22 protein-coding genes are annotated in these 22561 nt (G+C 57.9%); 10 read left to right on the top strand and 12 right to left on the bottom strand.

The annotated features are described in order from the left end of the window. Positions 1 to 33 precede the first annotated feature (33 nt). From AC2D8V_RS00900 to AC2D8V_RS00890, 3 genes are read left to right on the top strand one after another with little or no spacing between them, the layout of a single operon-like run. Positions 34 to 1008 (top strand): DMT family transporter, encoded by a 975-nt coding sequence (locus AC2D8V_RS00900; RefSeq protein ID WP_484731629.1) that lies wholly within the window; start codon positions 34 to 36, stop codon positions 1006 to 1008. A 16-nt stretch (positions 1009 to 1024) separates the two neighbouring features. After that, positions 1025 to 1624 carry a cob(I)yrinic acid a,c-diamide adenosyltransferase gene (cobO, locus tag AC2D8V_RS00895; protein ID WP_484731628.1) on the top strand — a complete coding sequence of 200 codons (600 nt, stop codon included), beginning with the start codon at positions 1025 to 1027 and terminating at the stop codon, positions 1622 to 1624. 51 nt (positions 1625 to 1675) lie between these two features. After that, positions 1676 to 2683: a phosphatase domain-containing protein gene (locus AC2D8V_RS00890; RefSeq protein WP_484731627.1), complete on the top strand. Its 1008-nt coding sequence runs from the start codon at positions 1676 to 1678 to the stop codon at positions 2681 to 2683. On the opposite strand, the gene AC2D8V_RS00885 is transcribed toward AC2D8V_RS00890, so the two are convergent. Next, on the bottom strand, positions 2680 to 3549 hold the full coding sequence (locus AC2D8V_RS00885) for a branched-chain amino acid aminotransferase (RefSeq protein ID WP_484731626.1): 870 nt from the start codon (positions 3547 to 3549) through the stop codon (positions 2680 to 2682). The two genes, AC2D8V_RS00890 and AC2D8V_RS00885, sit on opposite strands and share 4 nt — an antisense overlap. A gap of 174 nt (positions 3550 to 3723) precedes the next feature. On the opposite strand from AC2D8V_RS00885, the gene AC2D8V_RS00880 reads away from it, so the two are divergent. Together AC2D8V_RS00880 and AC2D8V_RS00875 are read left to right on the top strand one after the other, a co-directional pair. Continuing rightward, positions 3724 to 4236 (top strand): MarR family winged helix-turn-helix transcriptional regulator, encoded by a 513-nt coding sequence (locus AC2D8V_RS00880; RefSeq protein WP_484731625.1) that lies wholly within the window; start codon positions 3724 to 3726, stop codon positions 4234 to 4236. Beyond that, complete coding sequence (locus AC2D8V_RS00875; RefSeq protein ID WP_484731624.1) at positions 4233 to 4934, top strand: response regulator; 702 nt, start codon at positions 4233 to 4235, stop codon at positions 4932 to 4934. The genes AC2D8V_RS00880 and AC2D8V_RS00875 overlap by 4 nt, the downstream gene beginning before the upstream one ends. 80 nt (positions 4935 to 5014) lie before the next feature. Here AC2D8V_RS00875 and AC2D8V_RS00870 read toward each other — a convergent pair whose 3' ends face one another. The 3 genes from AC2D8V_RS00870 to AC2D8V_RS00860 are packed head-to-tail and all read right to left on the bottom strand — an operon-like array spanning position 5015 to position 7575. Further along, the gene (locus AC2D8V_RS00870; RefSeq protein ID WP_484731623.1) at positions 5015 to 5803 is read right to left on the bottom strand and encodes an SDR family NAD(P)-dependent oxidoreductase; all 789 of its coding nucleotides are present in this window, start codon (positions 5801 to 5803) and stop codon (positions 5015 to 5017) included. A 13-nt stretch (positions 5804 to 5816) separates the two neighbouring features. After that, a complete protein-coding gene (locus AC2D8V_RS00865; RefSeq protein ID WP_484731622.1) occupies positions 5817 to 6785 on the bottom strand; it encodes an LLM class oxidoreductase in 969 nt (322 codons plus the stop codon). A gap of 13 nt (positions 6786 to 6798) precedes the next feature. Then, entirely contained in the window at positions 6799 to 7575 is a 777-nt protein-coding gene (locus tag AC2D8V_RS00860) for a CmcJ/NvfI family oxidoreductase (RefSeq protein ID WP_484731621.1), read from the bottom strand. Positions 7576 to 7689: 114 nt separating this feature from the next. Here AC2D8V_RS00860 and AC2D8V_RS00855 point away from each other — a divergent pair, with 114 nt between their 5' ends. From AC2D8V_RS00855 to dxs, 5 genes are all read left to right on the top strand, one after another. Beyond that, a complete protein-coding gene (locus AC2D8V_RS00855) occupies positions 7690 to 8595 on the top strand; it encodes a LysR family transcriptional regulator (protein ID WP_484732637.1) in 906 nt (301 codons plus the stop codon). 112 nt (positions 8596 to 8707) lie between these two features. Then, positions 8708 to 9727 carry an NAD-dependent epimerase/dehydratase family protein gene (locus AC2D8V_RS00850; RefSeq protein ID WP_484731619.1) on the top strand — a complete coding sequence of 340 codons (1020 nt, stop codon included), beginning with the start codon at positions 8708 to 8710 and terminating at the stop codon, positions 9725 to 9727. A gap of 148 nt (positions 9728 to 9875) precedes the next feature. Further along, positions 9876 to 10118: an exodeoxyribonuclease VII small subunit gene (locus tag AC2D8V_RS00845; protein WP_484731618.1), complete on the top strand. Its 243-nt coding sequence runs from the start codon at positions 9876 to 9878 to the stop codon at positions 10116 to 10118. 6 nt (positions 10119 to 10124) lie between these two features. Beyond that, positions 10125 to 10994 carry a polyprenyl synthetase family protein gene (locus AC2D8V_RS00840; RefSeq protein WP_484731617.1) on the top strand — a complete coding sequence of 290 codons (870 nt, stop codon included), beginning with the start codon at positions 10125 to 10127 and terminating at the stop codon, positions 10992 to 10994. Between the two features lie 12 nt (positions 10995 to 11006). Continuing rightward, the gene (dxs, locus tag AC2D8V_RS00835) at positions 11007 to 12935 is read left to right on the top strand and encodes a 1-deoxy-D-xylulose-5-phosphate synthase (RefSeq protein WP_484731616.1); all 1929 of its coding nucleotides are present in this window, start codon (positions 11007 to 11009) and stop codon (positions 12933 to 12935) included. 150 nt (positions 12936 to 13085) lie between these two features. Here dxs and AC2D8V_RS00830 read toward each other — a convergent pair whose 3' ends face one another. From AC2D8V_RS00830 to AC2D8V_RS00795, 8 genes are all read right to left on the bottom strand, one after another. Then, the gene (locus AC2D8V_RS00830; protein ID WP_484731615.1) at positions 13086 to 13706 is read right to left on the bottom strand and encodes a YitT family protein; all 621 of its coding nucleotides are present in this window, start codon (positions 13704 to 13706) and stop codon (positions 13086 to 13088) included. 190 nt (positions 13707 to 13896) lie between these two features. Then, positions 13897 to 14757 carry an SDR family oxidoreductase gene (locus AC2D8V_RS00825; protein WP_484731614.1) on the bottom strand — a complete coding sequence of 287 codons (861 nt, stop codon included), beginning with the start codon at positions 14755 to 14757 and terminating at the stop codon, positions 13897 to 13899. A 45-nt stretch (positions 14758 to 14802) separates the two neighbouring features. Next, entirely contained in the window at positions 14803 to 16698 is a 1896-nt protein-coding gene (locus tag AC2D8V_RS00820; RefSeq protein ID WP_484731613.1) for a polysaccharide biosynthesis protein, read from the bottom strand. Between the two features lie 161 nt (positions 16699 to 16859). Next, entirely contained in the window at positions 16860 to 17510 is a 651-nt protein-coding gene (locus tag AC2D8V_RS00815; protein WP_484731612.1) for a sugar transferase, read from the bottom strand. Next, positions 17507 to 18373 (bottom strand): NAD-dependent epimerase/dehydratase family protein, encoded by an 867-nt coding sequence (locus AC2D8V_RS00810; protein ID WP_484731611.1) that lies wholly within the window; start codon positions 18371 to 18373, stop codon positions 17507 to 17509. The genes AC2D8V_RS00815 and AC2D8V_RS00810 overlap by 4 nt, the downstream gene beginning before the upstream one ends. Beyond that, the gene (locus tag AC2D8V_RS00805) at positions 18370 to 19623 is read right to left on the bottom strand and encodes a glycosyltransferase family 4 protein (RefSeq protein WP_484731610.1); all 1254 of its coding nucleotides are present in this window, start codon (positions 19621 to 19623) and stop codon (positions 18370 to 18372) included. The genes AC2D8V_RS00810 and AC2D8V_RS00805 overlap by 4 nt, the downstream gene beginning before the upstream one ends. 70 nt (positions 19624 to 19693) lie before the next feature. After that, positions 19694 to 20473 carry a carnitinyl-CoA dehydratase gene (locus tag AC2D8V_RS00800; RefSeq protein WP_484731609.1) on the bottom strand — a complete coding sequence of 260 codons (780 nt, stop codon included), beginning with the start codon at positions 20471 to 20473 and terminating at the stop codon, positions 19694 to 19696. Next, positions 20470 to 22557: an acetate--CoA ligase family protein gene (locus AC2D8V_RS00795; RefSeq protein WP_484731608.1), complete on the bottom strand. Its 2088-nt coding sequence runs from the start codon at positions 22555 to 22557 to the stop codon at positions 20470 to 20472. The genes AC2D8V_RS00800 and AC2D8V_RS00795 overlap by 4 nt, the downstream gene beginning before the upstream one ends. Positions 22558 to 22561: the final 4 nt, after the last annotated feature.

The following is a 22561-nucleotide window of genomic DNA, read 5'->3' as shown; positions in this document are numbered from 1 at the left end:
GATCTTTGTGCCGTAAGAGCGCAAGGACGCGGCATGGCGCAGAACCTCACACAGCACCGCCCCGGCTTGGCCATATCGTTGAAACTGGCAGCCGTGTTCCTGTTCATGGTTATGGCAGCCCTGATCAAGGTGATCTCTGATCATGTTCCGCCCGGGCAGGCGGTGTTCTTTCGGTCCTTTTTTGCTTTGCCAGTGATCATGATCTGGCTGTGGCAGCGCGGGCAACTGCGCGAAGGACTGATACCATCCAACCTCATGGGTCACGTCTGGCGCGGCTTTTTCGGCACTTCAGCCATGGGCCTGACTTTTGCAGGCCTTGGCCTGTTGCCGCTGCCGGAAGTCACCGCAATCGGCTATGCCACGCCCATGTTTGCCGTTTTGTTTGCCGCGCTCTTTCTTGGCGAGCGTGTGCGCATTTTCCGCCTGTCTGCGGTCGCGCTGGGGCTTGTCGGTGTCATGATCGTGATCGCACCACGGCTGAGCGTGAACGCCGATGAACTGTCGCGCGCGGCGTTTTTCGGCGCGATCATGGTTCTGATCGCTTCTGTGCTGCGCGCGCTTGTGCAAATCCACGTCCGGCGACTGGTTCAAACTGACACAACCGCTGCAATCGTGTTTTACTTTTCTGTCACCGCAAGCTGTCTCAGCCTTATCACCCTGCCCTTGGGCTGGGCGACAGGCCTGCCGGCGCTGGTATGGACTACGCCCGCTGCATGGGTCATCTGGACACTCATTGGCGCGGGTCTGATCGGCGGCGTCGCACAAATCCTTGTGACATCGTCTTACCGGTTCGGCGGCGCGGCAATGCTTGCACCTTTCGACTACGCCTCGATGATATTTGCCGGGATCATCGGCTATGTTGCCTTTGGCGAAGTACCCACCGGCCCAATTGTTCTGGGGGCCACCCTTGTGATCGCAGGCGGCGTGATTATCATCTGGCGAGAACGTCAGCTTGGCCTTGACCGCAGCAAGACAAAACCCAACGTGCCGCCTTCCGGCACAACATGAAACAGGGATCAACACCATGAGCGACGCCGAAAAACACAAGGCAGAGATGCAAACCCTTCAGGCCAAGAAACGTCAGCGCCAGAAGGAGGCCAAGGACCCGGAAAAAGGTCTCGTGCTGGTGCATACCGGAAAAGGAAAGGGCAAGTCCTCCAGCGCCTTCGGGGTCATCGTGCGTGCACTCGGATGGGGCCAGAAGGTCGGAGTTGTCCAATTCATCAAAGGCAATTGGGTCACTGGCGAAAAGCGGTTCTTTGAAAACCTCGGAGAGGTGACCTGGTACACGATGGGCGAAGGTTTCACATGGGACACTCAGGACAAGGAACGCGACATTACCGCTGCTGTGACTGCTTTTGCGCAAGCGGCGGCCATGATGGAATCGGGCGATTTCGACCTCGTCGTGCTGGACGAGATCAATATCGCCCTGCGGTACGAATATCTCGACATTCAGGCGGTGATCGACGGTTTGGCCAAACGCGATGCACGTACGAGTGTGATCCTTACCGGTCGCGACGCCAAACCCGAATTGATAGAATATGCCGATCTCGTGACAGAAATGACAGAAGTGAAGCACCCGTTTCACGCGGGGATCAAAGCGCAACGCGGCGTGGATTACTGAGGTCTTCGCATCTAGTCGGAACGCACCGCATTGATTGGGTGTTAGGGCCTTATGGCACAAGCAGGCTCTTTCAAACTGACGTTGAAACGCACGCTGGCGCGGGTATTGCATCCGCTTGAGCGGTTGATTGACCGCGTCAAAACCCGCGCGCCCAAGGATCCGGTCATCGCGGGCTACCTCGGTTACGCAACACCTGAAACCATTGTTTTGCGCGGCCGTGTGCTAAGCGCGGTTGTCCGCCGCAATCCGGATGAAAACGATAGCAAGTGGACGAACTTCCTTGCCATGCTCCGCCTTTTTGCCACCGATGAAGTGGCAGATGTCACCGTACGCGCGGGCGAACAGGTGGCGCAGACCGACGAGGAAGGATATTTCTCCTTGGTATTGCCACGCGTGGACCAATCCGGCTGGTTTGAGACAGATGTCGTCCTCGACGGGTCACCAGACGTCTGCGCCACGCTTTGCGCGCAGGTGCCTGCACCGGACGCGCGTTTCGGAGTTGTGTCGGATATCGACGATACCGTGCTGGAGACCGGAGCCTACACTCTTCTCAAGAATCTGTGGACATCGATGACCGGAAACGCACTGACGCGGCACATTTTCCCGGATGCCAAAGCGCTGCTTGATCGATTGCACGACGGGCGCAACCCGGTTTTCTTCGTCAGCTCGTCCCCTTGGAACATTTTTGACTTTCTACGCGCCGTATTTGACCGTCATGGTGTGCTTCGCGCGCCGATGTTCCTGCGCGATCTCGGCCTGTCAGAGACACAGTTCATCACCGGAACCCACGGCGGGCACAAAGGCGCCGCCATCGACACGATCCTAGCGGCAAATCCTGATCTGCCATTTGTGCTGATCGGCGATACAGGGCAGGAAGATGCCCACGTTTATCTTAATGCCTTTCGCCGTCATCCCGGTCGCATCGTCATGGTGGTGCTGCGCGAGCCGGGCCCAGGTCCGGATGCAGCAAGCGAGACAGCCATTGCCGAAATGAAAAGGGCCGGCCTGGATGTCCAGACCGGCCGCGACTTCAGCGCAGTTACCGCACCAACGATTTAGCTGCGTACCAGCTTTTCATAGCCTTCGGCGATATCGCGCGTGAGGCTGCCGACCTCGAAATTGAACGTGCCAATCTGACCCACAGGGGTAACTTCGGCGGCTGTGCCGGTCAGCCAGCACTGTTCAAATCCTTCAAGCTCTTCGGGCATGATGTGCCGTTCGTGCACCTTGATCTGCCGATCCTGCAACATGCCGATGACGGTCTGGCGGGTCAGGCCATTTAGGAAACAGTCGGGGTCAGGTGTGTGCACTTCGCCATCTTTGACAAAGAAGATATTGGCACCCGTCGCTTCGGCCACATAGCCGCGATAATCCATGAACAAGGCGTCGGAACATCCTTTGGCTTCTGCGGCGTGCTTTGACGTCGTGCAAATCATGTAAAGACCTGCGGCCTTCGCATGTACCGGTATCGTTTCGGGGCTGGGACGCTTCCACTTGGCAATATCGAGTTTTGCGCCCTTGAACTTGGCATCACCATAATAGCTGCCCCATTCCCACGCAGCGATTGCCAGATGTACTGGGTTGCGCGCCGACGCGACACCCATGTCTTCGCCTGCGCCGCGCCATGCCACCGCACGGACATAAGCATCCGAAAGACCGTTGACTGTCAGGACTTCTTGTTTTGCCGCCTCGATCTCATCGACCGTGTAAGGGATTTGAAAATCGAGTTCTCCGGCAGAAAAGTGCAACCGTTCGGAGTGCTGGCGGCTCTTGAAAATCTTGCCGTTGTACGCGCGTTCTCCTTCAAACACCGAAGACGCGTAGTGCATGGCGTGGGTCAGAACATGCACATTTGCCGCGCGCCAATCGACCATCTGGCCGTCCATCCAGATCAATCCGTCCCGATCATCATAAGCGCCTGCCATGGTATTTCCTTCCCTTGCTTGCGGTAGCATCTTTTCAAAAATTGCGCGAAATATGGCCGCTTCGGACATAAAGTTGCGCAAAACCTGCGATTCGATATCTGTTCACTCTTGGAATGTCAACAACACTGACATATGCTGACCGGAATTGTAACAAAAGGCGAGAGGCCCAGGGGCATGGAAGACGGGCGTAGCAATTCCGCACACAGAGGCGAAACGCTGCTGTTTCTGACCGATGAGCAACTCCGACAGGCGATCGAGGCGATGTTTTTTGCCTATCGTGGCTTTACCGCCGACCCTGATCGCATCCTTTCAGACATGGCCTATGGTCGTGCGCATCACCGGGCGGTGCATTTTATCAATCGCGCGCCGGGAACGACCGTGAACAATCTTCTCTCCATTCTCGGTGTCACAAAGCAATCGCTGAACCGTGTCTTGCGCACACTGATTGACGATGGTCTTGTGGAAAGCAGGGTCGGAAAAGCCGACAAGCGGGAACGCCATTTGTTTCTGACCGAGAAGGGAAAGTCTTTGGAACAACAACTGTCCGATGCTCAACGCGCCCGAATGCGCATGGCATTTCGCGACGCAGGTCCGGAAGCCGTCGCCGGGTTTCGAACCGTACTTGAGGCGATGATGGACAGGGAAATGCGTTATGCCTACACGCGTCTGAGAGATGCCGCGTCATGACTGATTTCGACGCACACCTGCTGATCGTTGACGACGATGAGCGTATCCGGACGCTTTTGCAGAAGTTTCTGATGCGGAACGGCTTTCTGGTCACCTCGGCAAGGGATGCAGCACATGCGAGGCGCATTCTCAGCGGCCTCGATTTTGACCTGATCGTGCTGGACGTGATGATGCCCGGAGAGGACGGGATCAGCTTTTGCCGCTCGTTGCGCGAAGACAATGCGGTGCCGATCCTGTTGCTGACGGCCAAAGGGGAAACCGATAACCGCATCGAAGGACTTGAAGCCGGAGCGGATGACTATCTGCCCAAACCATTCGAGCCAAAAGAGCTGCTGCTACGCATCAATGCCATTCTGCGGCGTATGCCAGAAGCGCCAGCCGACGAAGCGGCACCAAAAGTTCTTTCACTCGGTCCGATCCGCTATGACACGGAACGGGGCGAAATGTGGCAGGGCGAAGAACTCGTACGTCTGACTGCCACCGAGATGCAACTGATGAAAATCTTCTCCGCGACCTGCAACGAACCCATCAGTCGCGCCAAGCTTGTCGAAGAGTTGGGGCGCGATCGAGGTCAGGCGCAGGAACGCGCGGTAGACGTTCAGATTACCCGGTTGCGCCGAAAGATCGAAAGCGACCCCAAGCAGCCACGATACCTTCAGACGGTGCGGGGCGCGGGGTACATGCTGGCCCCCGAATAGAACGCGCGACACCGCCATTCACGAGGCGGTGCCGACTTAGATTCGAGACCTGTTTGATCGTAAGCGTGTGACCGACGGCGTCAGCCATGATCACGGATGAAGTCGTTGATCCCTGCCATAACTGCTGCGACATGTCCGGCTTCCTGCGCGGCGGCATGGGGTTCGGCAAAAGCCCCACTGTCATTGTCGAAATAGGCACCCGATCGTGCCGCGAAACGATCGCCAAGCGCGGCATCAATCAAAATATCAGCGCCCTGATTGAGGTCGCTGCCCGCGATGCCAAAGCCTTCTTTGACCATTTTCGATGCCAGTAGCGACCCGGGATTGACCGAGACGACAACCGGGCCATCCGGCAGGCGCCCTGCCATTTCCTGCGTCCAGATCGTGATCGCCAGTTTGCTTTGCGCATAGGCGTCCATGTCTGCCAGACGGTCATTACCTGCCATAGCGTCAATGTTGACGCGGGCCTGTGCGGCAGAAGAAAGGTTCACCACCCGGCCTGCCGCGGGAATGATGGGCAAAAGCAATTCGGTCAGCAAGTAGGGTGCGAACGTGTTGACCACAAAGCGAATGTCCAGCCCGTTATCCAAAACAGGATGCGGCGCTTTCAGAACGCCTGCGTTATTGATCAGCACATCCAGCCGGTCATGTTTTGACAGAATCTCTGCCGCCAGAGCCTTGACCGCAGAGATATCGGACAGATCAGCGATGTAGGTTTCCGTAGTCCCGCCGATATCGCGGGCTGTCGCCTCGAGCTTTTCGGGACTGCGACCATGCAGCAAGACACAGTGACCAGCGGCTGCCAGCTTTTTGGCGGTCAGTTGCCCAATGCCATCGGTTGCACCCGTAATCAGGATCGTTTTTGTCATCGGTTCAGTCCTTTCATGCAAAATCGCAAAGCAATTGGCTTGCCAGTCGTTCGAGGGTTTGGTCGATCGGCTTGCTGTTGAAGCGCAGGTTGAGAGCGACGTGGTTTACGCCGAGGGATTCGATCTCGCGCAAATAGTTGCGCAAAAATGTAGTGCCGGATTGAAAACCAAGGTGAAGCGGTCGTGGCGGCGCCTCGGGGTCGTCAAGAAGATCAATGTATAGAGACTGCATCACAGGCTTGTCCGGCAATCCCGCCGATTTGATCCGCGTGCGATAGGCATCAATCACCCGGCGTTGTGACGCGGCATCGCGCGGATAGGTCATCCACCCATCACCGTTTTGCGCCACCCACTCGGGTGTTTGCTGGCTGCCACCTGTGATCAACAGAGGCAGGCGCGGACCGGTCGGCTTTGGCAGCAAATCCACCCCTCCGCCCAGTGTTCCAAAACTGTTGGTGTGATGCGGGTACGGGCTGCTCATGTGGCGTATGTAGCTGACGCTGTCACGAAACCGCGCCCCGCGATCAGAATAACTCTGAGCCATCGCCGGATATTCTTCAGGCCGGTCACCCGATGCAACACCCAGCAGCAGGCGCCCGCCGGACATCACGTCGGCGCTGGCCGCCGCTTTGGCAACATGCGCGGGGTGCCGCAATGGCAGGATAATGCTGGCTGTACCAAGGGATATTTTTTGTGTCACGCTCGCCAGCGCCCCAAGATAAACGAAAGGGTCATACACTTGGCCCACGTCACCGAAACTCGGCACGTCAAATGGCACATCGCGCAACCACAGCGCGGCAAAGCCCAACGCATCAGCCATCTGTGCCGCCCTGATATGGCCCTCCATGCTTGGGGCTGAACCGATCGCATAAGTCTCCAGCGGCAGCACCAGCCCGAGGCTGAGGCGATCAGGCCTGAAGGTGCGGTTGAAAGCAGTATTTATGGGCGCAAAGGTCTTGGTATTTCTTGCTCTGTCCAGCATGAGCGGTCTCCTGTCAGTAGCGCACAAGCGCCCGGCTCTCGATGCTTTTGCGCATCGTCGTCACGGTAGGGTCTTCGACCATATCCAACGCACTATGCGCAATGGAGGGCAATCCGCGATTGTCGTAGATATTGAAAAAGACAACTTCATCCGGTGTCATCTTTGACTGGTAAAGCCAGACGTGGCGCTCGCTGCCCACAAGGCCCATGATTTGCCCTTTGCGATCGGGGTAAATCAGATCCAGCAGCACCCAATCAGCGTCATCTACGCTCGCGGGCTGCACAAAGCCAAGCGGTGCGCTGTTGATCGGCGCATCCACCGGGCGCCAGACATTGATGAAAGCGAAGTGTCCCTTACGCCACTCTGCCGCGCGTTCGCGCCCAAGAAGATCAACCAGCCGCCTTTGCGCACCCACCTCGCTATAGTCGCTATGGACATTGCGGGCCGGCTTGCGCGTCTCATGCGGGTCGTCGACACGCACCGTGTGGTCAAAGATGACGACCTCTCGCGTTCCAAGCCTTTCCGTCAAAAGCCCTGTCAATTCCGCGTCATATGTCTCGCGCCACGTATTGGCTGCAAAGTCTCTGACTTCGGTAGGTAATTCAACGAATTCGACGGCATCCCGAGCAAAACGTGGAGGAATTGACCCGTCACGCACATCCGTCAGCGCCACCTGCGTTGCCACAAGCTCCGGCGAGATCAGATTGCCCTCGATACCGCCTGCATCGAGTTCGAATGCCTGCTGTTCGATCTTGTGTACATGGTAATTAACCGTCGCCGTGCGTGCCATCCGCCTAACCTCCACAATGGTCTGTTTCCTCGATGAGACCCAAGTAACTATTGCCGATGCGCAAATAAATCTGATATTTTTGAAAAGATAATTCGGGAATTCGATATAATGACAATCGATACGGACGGATTGCGCCTTTTTGTGCTGGCCGCAGAGTTGCGGAACATCAGCGCCGCGGGTCGCCGTCTGGGTATGGGCCCTGCTGTATCCAGTGCCAAACTGGCCAAGCTTGAACTAAGCGTGGGGGCAGATCTGCTTCACCGTACGACGCGCAAAGTCTCTCTCTCGGTCGAAGGCGCTGAACTGATGCCGTTTGCCCGCGAGATCATTGCCCAGGAGGACGCAGCCCTGGCGGCCTTGGGCAAAGGCACCGCCCATGTCAGTGGCACCCTGCGCTTTGCCGCGCCGAGCAGTTTCGCGCAGTTACATATCGCCCCCTTGTTGCCTAAGTTTCTGGAATTGTATCCCGATGTCACACTTGATTTGAGGCTATCGGACGTTCAATTCGACCTGATTGAAGGCAGCTATGATCTCGCCCTGCGAAATGCGCCTTTAGAAGATTCGAGCCTTAAGGGTCGCAAACTGGCAAACGATACGCGTGTGCTTTGTGCGTCACCTGCCTATCTGGCCGCAAACGGGACCCCTGAAAACCCCGATGACCTGTCCGACCACAGGCTGATCGCCTTTCGCGACCCGCAGGCGCGCTCACTGATCACGCAGGATGGGAGGCCCGGTGTCTTTGACGCTGGCCGCGCCAGAAGCAGGCTGATCGTCGACGACGGGATCAATCAAAAGCAGATAACGATGGCCGGCGCTGGTATCTCAATCAACGCGTTATGGAGCGTGCACGAAGAATTGGTAGATGGGCGACTGATACGGGTCTTGCCGGAATATGTTGAAAACGCCGAAAACGCACTTTGGCTGATTTATCCGAAGTCGAACGTGCTGTCGCCAAAAGTGCGCGTCTTTATAGACTTTCTTACAGGGAGTTTCGGGCCCAAACCTGTCTGGGAGCGGTAGAACCGCCGGATTGACATGCCGTGACGCTTCTCAAGTCGCGCAATACGGCTATAGTTCGACAAACGGCGCTTAATTTGGTCGTGTGAATTCAAATTGGTTCAAGGAAATTTACGTGCAGCACGATTCGAAAGTTCTCGTGACCGGTGCCAGCGGGCATGTTGGGTTTAATCTGGTAAAAATGCTGATGGATGCCGGATACACCAACCTGCGCGCATCGGTCCGCGACGCCCAAGATCCCGCAAAAACCAAAAAGCTGTACAAGCTGGGTGTCCACGACATTGTATCGCTTGATATTCGTGATGCCGATGCGTTTGAAGCGGCCTGCTCAGGCGTCGATGTGTTGTTTCATGTTGCAGCCACATATCGGTATTACACAGGTAGCGATGATGCAGACGACAGCATGGTGCAAGACAGTGTACAGGGTGTGCGCTCGGCTATGCTGGCAGCCGCGAAAAACGGGGTTGGGCATGTTGTCCAGACGTCCTCTATGGTGACGCTGCCCTATGCGACGACCGACGGCAAACTGCCCGATGAGACGGACTGGCGAAGTGATCTTTCGGTGCCCTACATGCGCTCCAAGGTGGAAGCAGAAAAGCTTGCCTGGACCATGGCCGAAGAGCACAAACTTAAGCTTGCGACGATTTTGCCCGGTCCCATTCTGGGGCCGAACTTTGGCAAAGGTACACAATCAACCGATTACATCGAAGGAATCATGAAGGGCTGCATGCGCATGGGCACCATCGACACGACTTTTGGTGTGACCGATGTGCGCGATGTCGCACAGGCCCATATCCTTGCTGCCGAGCAGGGGGCAACCGGGCGCTTTGTCGTTGGCACGCAAGACCACATCACCTTTCCCGACATCATCCGCACGATGCGTGAGATTGACCCGAAAGTCCCCAAAGCCTTGATGATCTTGCCAAAAGCGACCTATTGGATGCTGCCCATAACCGACTGGCTGAACAACAAGATGCTTGGCGCACCACGGCTTGTGACCCGCACCTTCGTCAACTCCATCGGGACGGATCAGATCGCAGGTGATTCATCCAAAATCCGGCGCGAACTGGGCTGGTCAGAAAAATACAGCCTGAAAGAGTGCCTGCGCGACACGATGGCAGAGCTTAGGGCTTGAGAATCCCACTCTTTTGCAAGCTGCGCGCGAGGCACCACCAAAAGCGGGCTGGTCCGCGCGCTGGTTCACCATTCGACCATCGTGCTCTGGCACCCCGACGCGCAATCCATTAATGTCCGGACGCGAACACTAGCAGGGATCCCAACCTATGACCGACACCTCCGTGGATGAAATGAGTTTCGAACAGGCTATGGCCGAATTGGAAAAGGTGCTGGGCCAGTTGGAACGCGGCGACGTAGAGCTTGACCGTTCTATCGCGCTGTACGAACGTGGGGCTGCCCTGAAAAAGCGCTGCGAGCAAAAGCTCAAGGAAGCCGAAGAAAAAGTGGCAGCCATCACATTGGATGGCGACGGTGCTCCCACAGGCACAAAGCCCGTCGAAGGACTATAAAGCACGATGTTCAAAGATCGGCTGGGCACGGCGGCCTCGGCCATACAGACCCATTTTGACCATGTTTTACGGCAGTTCGACGATCTGCCCGTCGTACAGGCGATGGCACACGCGACAAATGGCGGCAAACGGCTGCGTGGATTTCTGGTGCTCGAAAGCGCCAGACTCCATGGCATCGCGCCAACGCAGGCGATCTGGCCCGCCACCGCAATCGAGGCGTTGCATGCGTACAGTCTCGTACATGACGACCTGCCCTGCATGGACGACGACGATGTGCGCCGCGGTCAGCCCACCGTGCATGTGAAATGGGACGAGGCGACGGCGGTGCTGGCCGGCGACGCACTGCAGACCCTCGCTTTTGAATTGGTGTGCAACCCCGGTGCAAGCCCGCGCACCCAGGTGCGTGCCGATCTGGCTCTCAGCCTTGCGCGGGCATCCGGTGCACAGGGCATGGTACTGGGTCAGGCGCTCGACATAGCCGCAGAGACCGCGGATACACCGCTGACGCTCGCCCAGATCACCGACCTGCAGCGTGGCAAGACAGGGGCGTTGATCGAATGGGCTGCAACAGCAGGGGCGCTGCTTGCCGAGGCAGATACCGGTCCGCTTGCACACTATGCCCGTGCCCTCGGCCTCGCCTTTCAGGTGGCTGACGATATTCTGGACGTTACTGGCGACAGCGCTACTGTTGGCAAGGCAGTCGGCAAAGATGCCGACGCGGGCAAGGCGACCTTTGTATCGCTTCTCGGGTTGGAAGAAGCGCGTAAACGCGCCGACGATCTGGTGTCAGAAGCCTGCGACAGCCTGACGGTTTACGGGGCAGAGGCTGATGCCCTAAAAGAGACAGCGCGTTTCGTGGTGACGCGTACGCACTGAGAAAGTAACCATATGACCGAAACGCCCAACACGCCGCTGCTGGATCAGGTAACGCGGCCTGCGGACCTCAAGCAGTTCAACGACGCGCAACTGACTCAGTTGGCCGACGAGGTACGCGCTGAAACCATCTCTGCGGTTTCCGTGACAGGCGGACACCTCGGCGCGGGCCTCGGAGTGGTGGAACTGACCGTGGCGCTGCATGCTGTCTTTGATACCCCGCGCGACAAGATCATTTGGGACGTGGGTCATCAATGCTACCCCCACAAAATCCTGACCGAGCGCCGCGACCGTATTCGCACCCTGCGCATGAGGGATGGCCTGAGCGGATTTACCAAACGCAGCGAAAGCGCCTACGATCCGTTTGGCGCGGCCCATAGTTCGACATCAATTTCTGCAGCGCTGGGCTTTGCCGTGGCGCGCGATCTGGGTGGTGTGATTCCCGAAGGTCTGGGTGACGCGATTGCCGTGATCGGCGACGGGTCCATGTCTGCCGGCATGGCGTATGAGGCTCTCAACAATGCCGGTCACCTGAAAAAACGCCTGATCGTCATTCTGAACGACAACGAGATGTCCATTGCCCCGCCGGTGGGCGCAATGTCCTCGTATCTCAGCCGCCTCTATGCAGAAGCACCGTTTCAGGATTTCAAAGCGGCCGCCAAGGGCGCGGTCAGCCTGTTGCCAGAGCCCTTCCGAGAAGGCGCCAAACGCGCCAAAGAGATGCTCAAGGGCATGGCAGTCGGTGGGACACTGTTCGAAGAGCTCGGATTTTCCTACGTCGGCCCGATCAACGGGCACGATATGGACCAGCTTTTGCCAGTGTTGCGCACGGTGAAAGCCCGGGCGACCGGACCAATTCTTATTCATGTGCAAACCCGCAAGGGAAAGGGCTATGCGCCTGCAGAAACCGCCCGCGACCGCGGCCATGCCACGGCCCGGTTCGATGTGCTGACAGGCGAGCAGAAAAAAGCGCCGTCAAATGCACCCAGCTACACCCGTGTTTTTGCCGATAGCCTGCTGCAAGAAGCCGCGCAGGATGACAAGATCTGCGCGGTAACCGCCGCCATGCCCGATGGTACCGGCCTTAACCTCTTTGCAGAGCGCTACCCAAGCCGTTGCTTTGACGTCGGCATCGCTGAACAACATGGCGTGACTTTCTCGGCAGCGCTTGCGGCGGGCGGTATGAAACCTTTTTGCGCCATGTATTCGACCTTCCTACAACGCGGCTATGATCAGGTAGTGCATGATGTCGCGATACAACGGCTGCCTGTGCGCTTTGCCATAGACCGCGCCGGTCTCGTCGGGGCTGATGGCGCAACCCATGCGGGCTCGTTCGATATTGCCTATCTTGCCAATTTGCCCGGCTTCGTCGTTATGGCAGCAGCAGATGAAGCAGAGTTAAAACACATGGTGGCAACCGCTGCCGCGCATGACGACGGCCCGATCGCGTTCCGCTTTCCGCGCGGCGAGGGAAACGGCGTCGATATGCCCGAACGCGGCACGCCGCTTGAGATTGGCAAAGGCCGCATCGTCCAAGAAGGCAGTCGCGTGGCGATCCTGTCGTTCGGGGCACGGTTGGCCGAAGTTGAGAAGGCTGCCGAAGCGCTCGCTGCACGCGGCATCACGCCGACCATCGCCGACGCGCGCTTTGCCAAGCCGTTGGACCGCGATTTGATTTTGCAACTGGCCGCCGATCACGAGGCGCTGATCACGATTGAAGAAGGTGCGGTGGGCGGCTTTGGCAGCCACGTCGCCCAACTCCTGTCCGATGAGGGCGTCTTTGATCACGGGCTCAAGTTCCGCAGCATGGTCCTGCCGGACACCTTCATCGATCAGGCCAGCCCCGCAGACATGTACAGGGTCGCCGAACTTTCTGCAGGCGATATCGAAACCAAGGTTCTATCTACGCTGGGTATTGCCCGGATCGGTGAGGCGCGCGCCTGACGAACTGCCAAAAACCGGCGTTGCATGAGCAGCCTGTGCTCGCAAGCTCTTTCACTTTGCTAAATAAACTCCCGCCGGAGGCGCAGATATGGCACCGCGCCCATACTCTGCCCCCTCGCGTGCAGAACGTGCGGTTACGAAAGCCACACATCAGGATCGGGTGATATACCGGTCCCTGCGGTGGTTGATGGTCATGATCCCGTTCAGGATTACGGCTCCCAACAGCGACCACGCCACTGATTGCCATGGAAACAGCCACAAAGCTCCGGCAAAAACACAGATGTCAAACGTCAGCTGTGTATTGCCCGCCTTGATCCCGCGCGTGTCTTGCAGCCGGAGCGCAACGATCCCGACGCCACCCAACGTCGCCCCATGGCGGAACAAAGACAGCAACCCCACACCTGCCAGCAGCCCGAACATCGCGGCCCCCAACCAGTCCGGCAGATCGTTGATCGTCAGCACCAGCGGCAGACTGTCTGCCAGAACGGACATCACGGTTACCGCAACAAGGCTTTTGAGCGTAAAGCGCCATCCAATCTGCCAAAGCGCAAGCGCGTAGAAGGGCAGGTTCATCATGAAAAACAGGAAACCGAAACTGTATTCAGTAGGATAACTGAGGATCAGCGCCAGCCCTGCAATTTGCCCGGTAAAAAGATCGGAGGCGCGTAGGAATTGAATTGACAGCGCCACGAGGGCGGCACCAATCAAAATTCCCTGAATATCTTCGAACGCACTATGCCGGTCAGCGGGCGGTTGATCCAAAAGCAACATATGACAGCATTTATGACCTATTTGTCAAAGATCAATACCTGCCCCAGCGTATCCTCACTGCAACGCTCACATCCGCACAAAGCTTAGGCAAATTGCTCGCAGATCAGACATTCCCAACAACTTTTGAGTGCATTACCGGTCACGCAGTTGCCTGCATACCCCTGTGAGCCAACACGCTCGAACACGCCGGTTATCGGTTGTTATCTGCCTGCCGCAGCAACGCCTGCAATCCTGTTTTATAGTCTGGATATTTCAAGACCACGCCCAGCTCATTCTTGATCCGGTCATTTCGAACCTTTTTGCTCTCGGCATAAAAACTGCGTGCCATGGGGGTCATCTCGGCTGTTTCAAAGTCCTCGGCAGGTGGTTCCGGAAGTCCAAGCAGGTGGGCTGCATAGGAGATGACATCCTGCGGCGGCGCAGGATCGTCGTCACAGAGGTTGTAGATCGCCCCCGGGTTCGGCGCATGCAGCGAGGCCAAAAGTACTGCCGCGATGTCCTCGACGTGGATACGACTAAAGACTTGGCCCTTTTTGATGATACGCCGCGCTTTTCCCGAACGGACTTTGGCAAAAGGTCCGCGCCCGGGCCCGTATATGCCAGCTAACCGGAAAATATGCAGCGGCAAACCCGGTATCTCCTGCCACGCCGCTTCTGCCTCAACCCGAGCCTGACCGCGTTGCGTCGCCGGTGAAAGCGCTGTGCCCTCATCGACCCAGCCGCCTTTATGATCGCCATAGACGCCCGTCGTTGACAAATAGCCAACCCAGTCGAACTGGTCAGCGCGCTCGGCAATCTCTTCTTTCAATTCGGCCAGCACAGGATCGCCATCACGACCTGGCGCGGCAGAAATCAGCAGCGCGTCTGCACTGGCCAAAGCGTCGGAAATCGACGCACCCGGCCAGATTAAAGCAGCGGCACCGCTGGCTTTAACAACATCCGCACGCTCTGCGCTGCGCGTTGTGCCGGTGACACGCCAGCCGTTACCGGCAATCAGACGGGAAAGGGCCTGCGCGCTAAAGCCGTGACCAAAAGAGAGCAAGTGTTTCATGCAAGCAGAGTGACGCGCCTTGCAACGCGGTTCAAGGTCTTGAAATCACGCGCGGATGCTCTTTATCGCCTGCCCGTCGGGGATCAGCCCGTCGGTCTCGACAAAGGTCATGGCAACTTTGCGGGCCATTGCATCATCACTGGCAACAAACGCTTCGCGCAGCCGACGCAGCGCGAGCGTAATGTCCTGCTCGGAAATACTGTCTTCCTGAGCGCAGAAAATCTTGGCGTGCTCCGTTGCGCGAAGGTCGTCGGAAAGGGTCAGTTCTTCCACCAGCTTTTCGCCACGGCGCAGCCCCGTCATGACAATCTCAATATCGCCTTGCGGTGTGGCTTCGTCCTTAACGGCATAGCCGGCCTTTTCGATCACCTGACGCGCAAGGTGCAGGATGGAAACCGGTGCGCCCATATCCAGAACAAAGACGTCATCCCCGCGTGCCATCGACCCACTTTCCAGAACCAGCTTGACGGCTTCTTGCACAGTCATGAAATAACGCATCACATTAGGATCCGTCACGGTAACCGGTCCACCCCTGTTGATCTGGTCCTGAAAGAGCGGCACGACAGACCCCGAAGACCCTAAAACATTGCCAAAGCGCACAATAGAAAAGATCGGTCCGCTGTCGTGCGCGACCTGACGGGCAGCATTCTGCACCACACCTTCAGCCAGACGCTTGGATGCCCCCATTACATTCGCCGGACGCACGGCCTTGTCAGAAGAAATTAGGATAAAGCGTTCGATACCCGCAAGCAAAGACTGTTGCACAAGGGTTTGCGTGCCCAGCACGTTGTTAACCAGCCCCGCCATCGGATTGTCTTCAACCAGAGGCACGTGTTTGTAGGCTGCGGCGTGGATAACCACCTGAACGCCATGGTCCTTCATGACTTGCCGGACTTGCCGAGACTCCGTCACCGACCCAAGCACGGATACGATTTCGATGGGGCGGCCTTCGGCGAGCGCGCGGACCTCCAGATCGACGGTGTAAAGAGCGAATTCGCTCAGTTCCAGCAAAACGATTTTTGAGGGATGCAAATCCAGTAACTGGCGACAAAGCTCCGCGCCAATCGATCCTCCGGCGCCCGTAACCATGATGACCCGGTCGGCATAGCAAGTGCGTTCTGTCTGCCAAACACCATCGATTTCGTCTCGGCCAAGGTACAAACGCTTGGACGCGGGCGTAAGCTTGTCCACCAGCGGCGCTTCCCCGATTAGCTGAGCGAACGAGGGCAGCACCTGTACCTCAAGACCCATGGTCTCGAGCTTGCGCAAAAGTTGCGCCTGTTTGGGCTGGCCCATGGAAGGCGCTGCAAGCAGCACACGGTCGATCTGTCGGTCAGCCACGATCTCTGCGATTTTCAGTGGCGAGTAGACCGGCAGGCGGCTGACACGCAGTCCCTGCAGTGTGACGTTGTCGTCAATAAAGGCAACAGGTTCGATTGCTTTGTGGCTGCGCAGGGCGATGGCAAGTTGTGCTCCGGTGGAGCCCGCGCCGTAGATCAAAACACGGATACGGTCTGCCGAGTGCTGATAAAGGTATGTGACCATCCGCAAAAGTGCCAATCGGGCCAGCAAGGATAGCAGAAAATAGGTCAGACCGAAGACTACGTGCAGGCCGGTCGGTGCGGATGCGGCAACCAGAGAGGACAAGACAGCCGAGGCACCTGTAAGCCCAACCGCGACCAGCGCTGTTGGTGCAACGTCCGTATGCTCTGACTCAGCCAGCGGCACACTGGTGAGCCCCATCAGATAGGACAGGACAGCGCTTAACATCATCAATGCGGGCGTCATCAACGCAATCAGCGCCACCATGCCGCTTTGCAGCGCAGAGATATCGAAAACGATCACCGAAGCAAGCAGCGCCAGTGGCACAAGCCCAGCGTGCAACGCTAGAAGCACCGCACGCTTTTGCCACCGCGACATGGTCTGGATGATGTTCAGCATAGGTTCATGTGTCCGAACTTATTCCTTTTTGTTGCGGCATGTGTTGGTCGCTGTCGTCCCACAGGCCGGTCTGCTAAATGACCCGTTATGACGTGGAGGGTGCCATAACAATGAATTATCTGTCTACACGTTATGCGTGCTAACGCACCAAGTTTCGCCGATCACGGCATGTCCTTTGACTTATGACGCCTTTTTGGGCGCGTTCTGCCCTGAAACAGATTGCCAATAGTCTCAAATACAAGTTCGAAATCGTAGCACGTACTTTGATGGCGCTGATAGATCAAATCAAGTTTGGCTTTCCGGGGAATACAAACCTGTGTGTAAATCGCATCGGCCTCCTCGGCTGTTGAACAACGCGCAAGCAGCCTGTCTTCATGTTGGTGGAAGCGTATTGTGGCAAGGCCGGTGACACCCGGCCTCGACTTGAGCACCTCGGCATAAAGTTCGGGGTACCTTTCCACATATTCCCGCAACGGCGGGCGCGGGCCCACAAATGACAGATCGCCTTTGAGCAGATTCCAAAGCTGCGGAAATTCATCCAGCCTGCGCGCGCGCAGCCATGCTCCTGTCTCTGTGACGCGGCTGTTTTTGTGCCCGCCGGTCACGCCACTGTCACCATCAACAACCGTCATCGTTCGCAACTTCCACAACCGGAACGACTTTTGCGGGGTCTTCATACGTTCAGCCGCGTAAAAGATCGGTCTGCCCTGCTTGCGCCAAACATAAAACAACAGCCAGATAATCACCGGCCCGAGGATCACCACCAGCAAGCTGGTAAAAAACAGATCGAAGATGCGCTTGCGCCACGTCATAACGACACCGCAGTGCATCCGGCCACAGCCTTGCGCCATTGCGCGACCATCGCATCAGGTGTCGTTTCCGTTGGCGCGAACCGGTAGAGCTTTTCCAGCATGGCAACGTCAAGATGGACTTGCGCGATTGCGGTGGACGGTGCGGGGCGCGACGCCCACGCCAAGCCGGCCGCATCCAGCAGTTCACCCATTGCTACCATGTCAGGGGCGGCGACGTTTAAGACTTGTGGCACGCTTTCAGCATCGGCCAGCGCAATAAGGATACGCGCAAGGCTTTCAATACCGATGTAGCTGCGCTGTGGTGTCAGACCGAAATGGAAACTGTCCATTTCTGCGCCGGGCGACCAGCCGCCGAGGGCGGCATCCGCACCGGCCACGTTGCCCAGCCGCAGACAGCTTACTTCCGTGCCCCCGCCCTTGGCAGCGCGGTACGCCGCAGCCTCCATATCCAGTTTTGACTGGCCATAAGGCGAGACGGCGTTGGTGGGGCTTTTTTCATCAACTATGCCAGCAGCGCGCCCATAGACAGCGGCAGATGACATCAGCAGGACACGCGGGCATCCGGTGTTCTGAGCCGCCTGAACACAGGCAACCGCAAGCCGCGAATTATCCTGATAGGAGGCGCCGGTTCGTTTGGCCGCGGTCTCAGTGACCCCGGCCAGACAAACGACGGCCCCCACCCCGTTCATCAAGGCCTGCAGCGCGTCACTGTCACTGAGTATATCGCAGGTGCTGACCTTATCAGGTGTCCCGCGACGCGCATGCCATCGGACAGGTCTTTCAGACGGCCAAACAGCACGCAGTAAATGCCCCAGACGCCCCGATGCGCCCAATACGAGCACGGGGCGGTGCGCGGTCGTCATCCAGGTATTTCCATCTGACGCGAAGCAGGCACCAGCGAGTTGATACGCCGCATGTGCTCCGGCAGACACTTTGTCAGGAAGTCATGCTTTTCGCGCACAAAGCTACGCGCATTCACTCCCAACTTCTGGTAATCGGGTGTATTCGCAAGAACATCAATTACCTGCGACGCCAGAGCGTCCGGCTGGTGAAAGTCGACAAGCAAGCCGGTCTCGCCGTGTGTCAACATCTCGCGGACGGGCAGCACATCCGACGCCACGATCGTTGCCTGCATCGACATTGCTTCCATCATTGACCAAGACAGAACAAACGGCATCGTCAGATAGATATGGCAGCGACTGATCTGAATGATCTTGCAAAAATCCTGGTACGCCACCTGCCCCAGAAAATGGCAGCGGCTCCAGTCCATATCTGCGCCAACCTCGGCTTCCATCTTTGCGCGCAAACCGCCGGGGTGCGCGCTTTTGCCTCCGTAAGAGACATCGTTGCCCCCAAGCACCAAAATGCGCGCCTTGGGCCGCTCGCGCAAAATCCGCGGCAGCGCGCGCATGAGGATGTGAAATCCGCGCGTGGTTTCGAGGTTGCGCGCGACATAAGTGATGATCTCGTCATCTCTGTTGACGGGGCGGCTCAGACGCGACAGCCCCAGCGTCACATCAGGGTCAGGCACCAGAAGGTCGGTACGGATGCCATCATGGCAGACATACATCCGGTCGTGGAAACTAGGCGGGAACCGGTCCCGCTGCCATTCGGTCGGGCACTGCCCAAGATCGACCGTTTCGATATTCGCCAAAGGCACCGCGTTGCGCGCTTCCAACAAAAACGGTGAATGCTCACTCGTCGGCTCCATCGGATCAAATCCGACAATGCCACCTTCCATCTTGTAGTAGTATTCAAAGAATCCGATGATCGGCACGTCCGGCCAAATCTGCTTGAAAAAAGTCAGTTCTCCCCACCCCACGTGCCCCACCACGATATCGGGTTTAAAGCCGTGGTCCTGTTCCAACGTACGTGCGGCCATTGCCGCACCAAAGCCCACGCCGGTCGCCTGTTCCCACACCTTGGACAAACCGTAAGCTTTCTTGTCAGGCACATGGTGGGGCTTGTAAATTACCGTGTTCACGCCGTCGAAACGCGGCGGGTTGCGCCGCTGGGTCAGAAAGGCGATCTCGTGCGACTGGTTCGCTGTCAGCCATTGCACCATTTCACGGTACTGACCGGGCATATTCTGGTGGACGAACAGGATTTTCATCGGGGTTCAGGATCTCGCTCTGCACTCTCAGCGAGTTAAAGCGCAAGGGCCGCGCTTTTGCAAACGCGCGCTACCGTCCTTTCCACACCGGGTCGCGCTTTTCCGCAAAAGCCAGCGCCCCCTCTTGCTGGTCCTGAGACGCATAAAGCGTGTCGACAGTTGCCAGCTGCCGCTTGGTGATACGATTCATCGTATCCTGAAACTTGGCGTCCTCGGCATCTCGCACAATCTCCTTGATCGCCGCGTAGACCAGCGGCGGCCCCGAAGCGAGAAGCGCGGCCAGTTCTCGCGCGCGTGCCATCAACGCATCACCAGGCATGATTTCGTTGATCAATCCCCAGCCCTGCGCTTCCTGCGCATCAAACCACCGCCCGGTCAGCAAAAGCTCCATCGCGATATGATACGGGATGCGTTTTGGCAGCTTGACCGAAGCGGCATCCGCCACGGTACCAGAGCGTATCTCTGGCAACGCAAAAGTGGCATGGTCTGCGGCAAGTATCATGTCAGCGCTCAGGGCGAGTTCCAGACCACCACCACAACAAATTCCATTCACGGCAGCGATCACCGGTTTGTTCAGATCGCGCAGTTCCTGCAATCCGCCAAAGCCGCCAACACCGTAGTCTCCGTCTACGGCATCGCCATCCGCTGCCGCCTTGAGATCCCACCCGGGACAAAAGAACTTGTCTCCTCCGCCGGTAATCACGGCAACGCGCAACTCGGGGTCGTCGCGAAAAGCAGCAAACGTCTCTCCCATAAGACGGGAAGTCTGCAGATCGATCGCATTCGCCTTGGGCCGGTCCAGCGTCACTTCCAGCACCGCACCGTCGCGTTGAGTTTTGATCGGGCTCATTCGTTTGGGCTCCTTGTATCATTTTCGAGTAGGGCGACGACGACGAGCGCGTCGGCGGCCCAAGCGCCGGTTGGTGTACAAATCAGCGGGTTGATCTCAATTTCGCAGATTTCATCCGCCTGCGCCATGACACATCGCTGCACCGCGTCGACAGCTTGCCATATCGCGGAAATGTCCGCTGCCTGAGCACCGCGATAGCCACGAAGCAAAACACCCGTTCTCAAACTGTCGAGGGCGGTCTCAACATCAGCGCGCATCACGGGCAGCAGCAAAGATACGCGATCGTTCCATAACTCGGTCAGAACGCCACCCGGCGCCAATGTCAGCACAAAACCGTGCGCATCATCCCGGACGACCCCGACCAGCAATTCGGCCACACCCCCGGTCACCATCTCTTCGACCAGAAACTGATCACCCGGCATTGCTGCCGCAGCGCGGTCAAGCTCCCCGTGATCAAGGTGCAACCGCACGCCTCCCGCATCCGACTTGTGCGCAAGACCATCAGATTTAAGCGCGAGCGGCGCGGTGAGGCTCTGGGCGCGACCGCGCAAGTCTTGACCCGCGGGCACCACCGTTCCTTTTGGTACGCAAACGCCAAACCTGCCAAGCAGTGCCTTGCCATCCGCTTCCGAAATCGCTTTTGAGGCAACCGCCGCGCGCGCCGGCAAAGATGGCACCTTTGCAGGAGGGGCCCGTTCCGCCAGCGCGGCAATCGCCACCAGCGCATCCTGCAACCCGTTCAGCGGGATCACACCTGCTGCCAACAACTCCCTAGCCACAGCCGTAGGCATCAGTTCGGGCAAGGTGGCCACCACTGCCAAGGGCCGATCCGACCGCTGCCGCACCGCAATCGCGGCCTCGGTTGCGGCCTGCCAATCGCTGGCATCCGTATGCGGGTAATCCAGAACGATCAGCAAAATACCGATCTGCGGGTCAGCCATCGGCAGCCATGCAGCCGCCATTTTCTCCGCATCTCCCCAAACATAGGTGTGGTAGTCGAGCGGGTTCGACAAAGCCACCATCGGGCCCAGAGCCGCAGCCAACGCCGCGCGCTGTGCTTGCTTCAATGGAGGAAACTCCAGACCCAAACGCGTTGCGCTGTCAGCTACCAGTGAGGCTTCGCCGCCGGAACAACTGATCGACGCTATGCGCTTGGTCGCCACCCCGCCTGTGCAATGCCCGATCATCAAAGCCGACAGAAAACTCGACAGATCAAAGACCTGCGCAAATCCCAGCCGCTGCATCAACGCCCGCGCGCCTGCGTCACTCCCTGCCAACGACGCGGTATGGGACACAGTCGCGGCGCGCGCCTGCTCCGATGAGCCGACCTTCAAAGCGATGATTGGCACACCCCGATTTTGCGCGGCCTGCGCCACGGCGTGCCACGAGGCCGTGTCGTCAAACCCTTCGATGTGCAGGCCAATGGCGGTGACACGGTCGTCCTGCAACAAACTCAAGGCGATCTGGGCCTGCGTTGTCTGCGCCATATTTCCGCAAGTCACCGTGAAAGCGACAGGCAATCCACGACGCTGCATAGTCAGGTTAATCGCGATATTCGAACTTTGCGTCAGGATGGCCACACCGCGCGCCACCGGCTGGCACCCATGCTGGTCAGGCCATAGCAGAGCGCCGTCAAGCGCATTGATAAACCCATAGCAGTTGGGCCCTAGGATCGGCATGTCGCCGGCGGCAGCCACCAAAGCGTTTTGCAGATCAACGCCCCCCGCATCTTCGGCAGAAGCCTCCGAGAAACCCGACGCAAAACATACAGCGCCCCCGGCACCACTTTCAGACAACGCCCGCACAGCAGCAATCGTCGCACGCCTGTTGATCCCGAGAAATGCGGCGTCTGGCACGACAGGCAAATCGCTCAACGCAGCGACGGCTGCAATCCCGCCAACCGGCGCGGGATCCGGATGAACCCGATAGATGTCTCCCTGAAATCCCATCGCCTGACACTGCAGTACCACTTGCCGGCACCACGCACCTCCGCCGACGACCACAATTGAACGCGGCGCAAGCAACCTGTTCAGATCGCCCTTTACCTGATTTCCTTGACTTTCAATTATCCCCGCCGGAGGCATGAAT

It is taken from the genome of Roseobacter sp. YIN89 (assembly GCF_057219365.1).
This window is presented reverse-complemented; position numbering and strand designations above follow the sequence as displayed.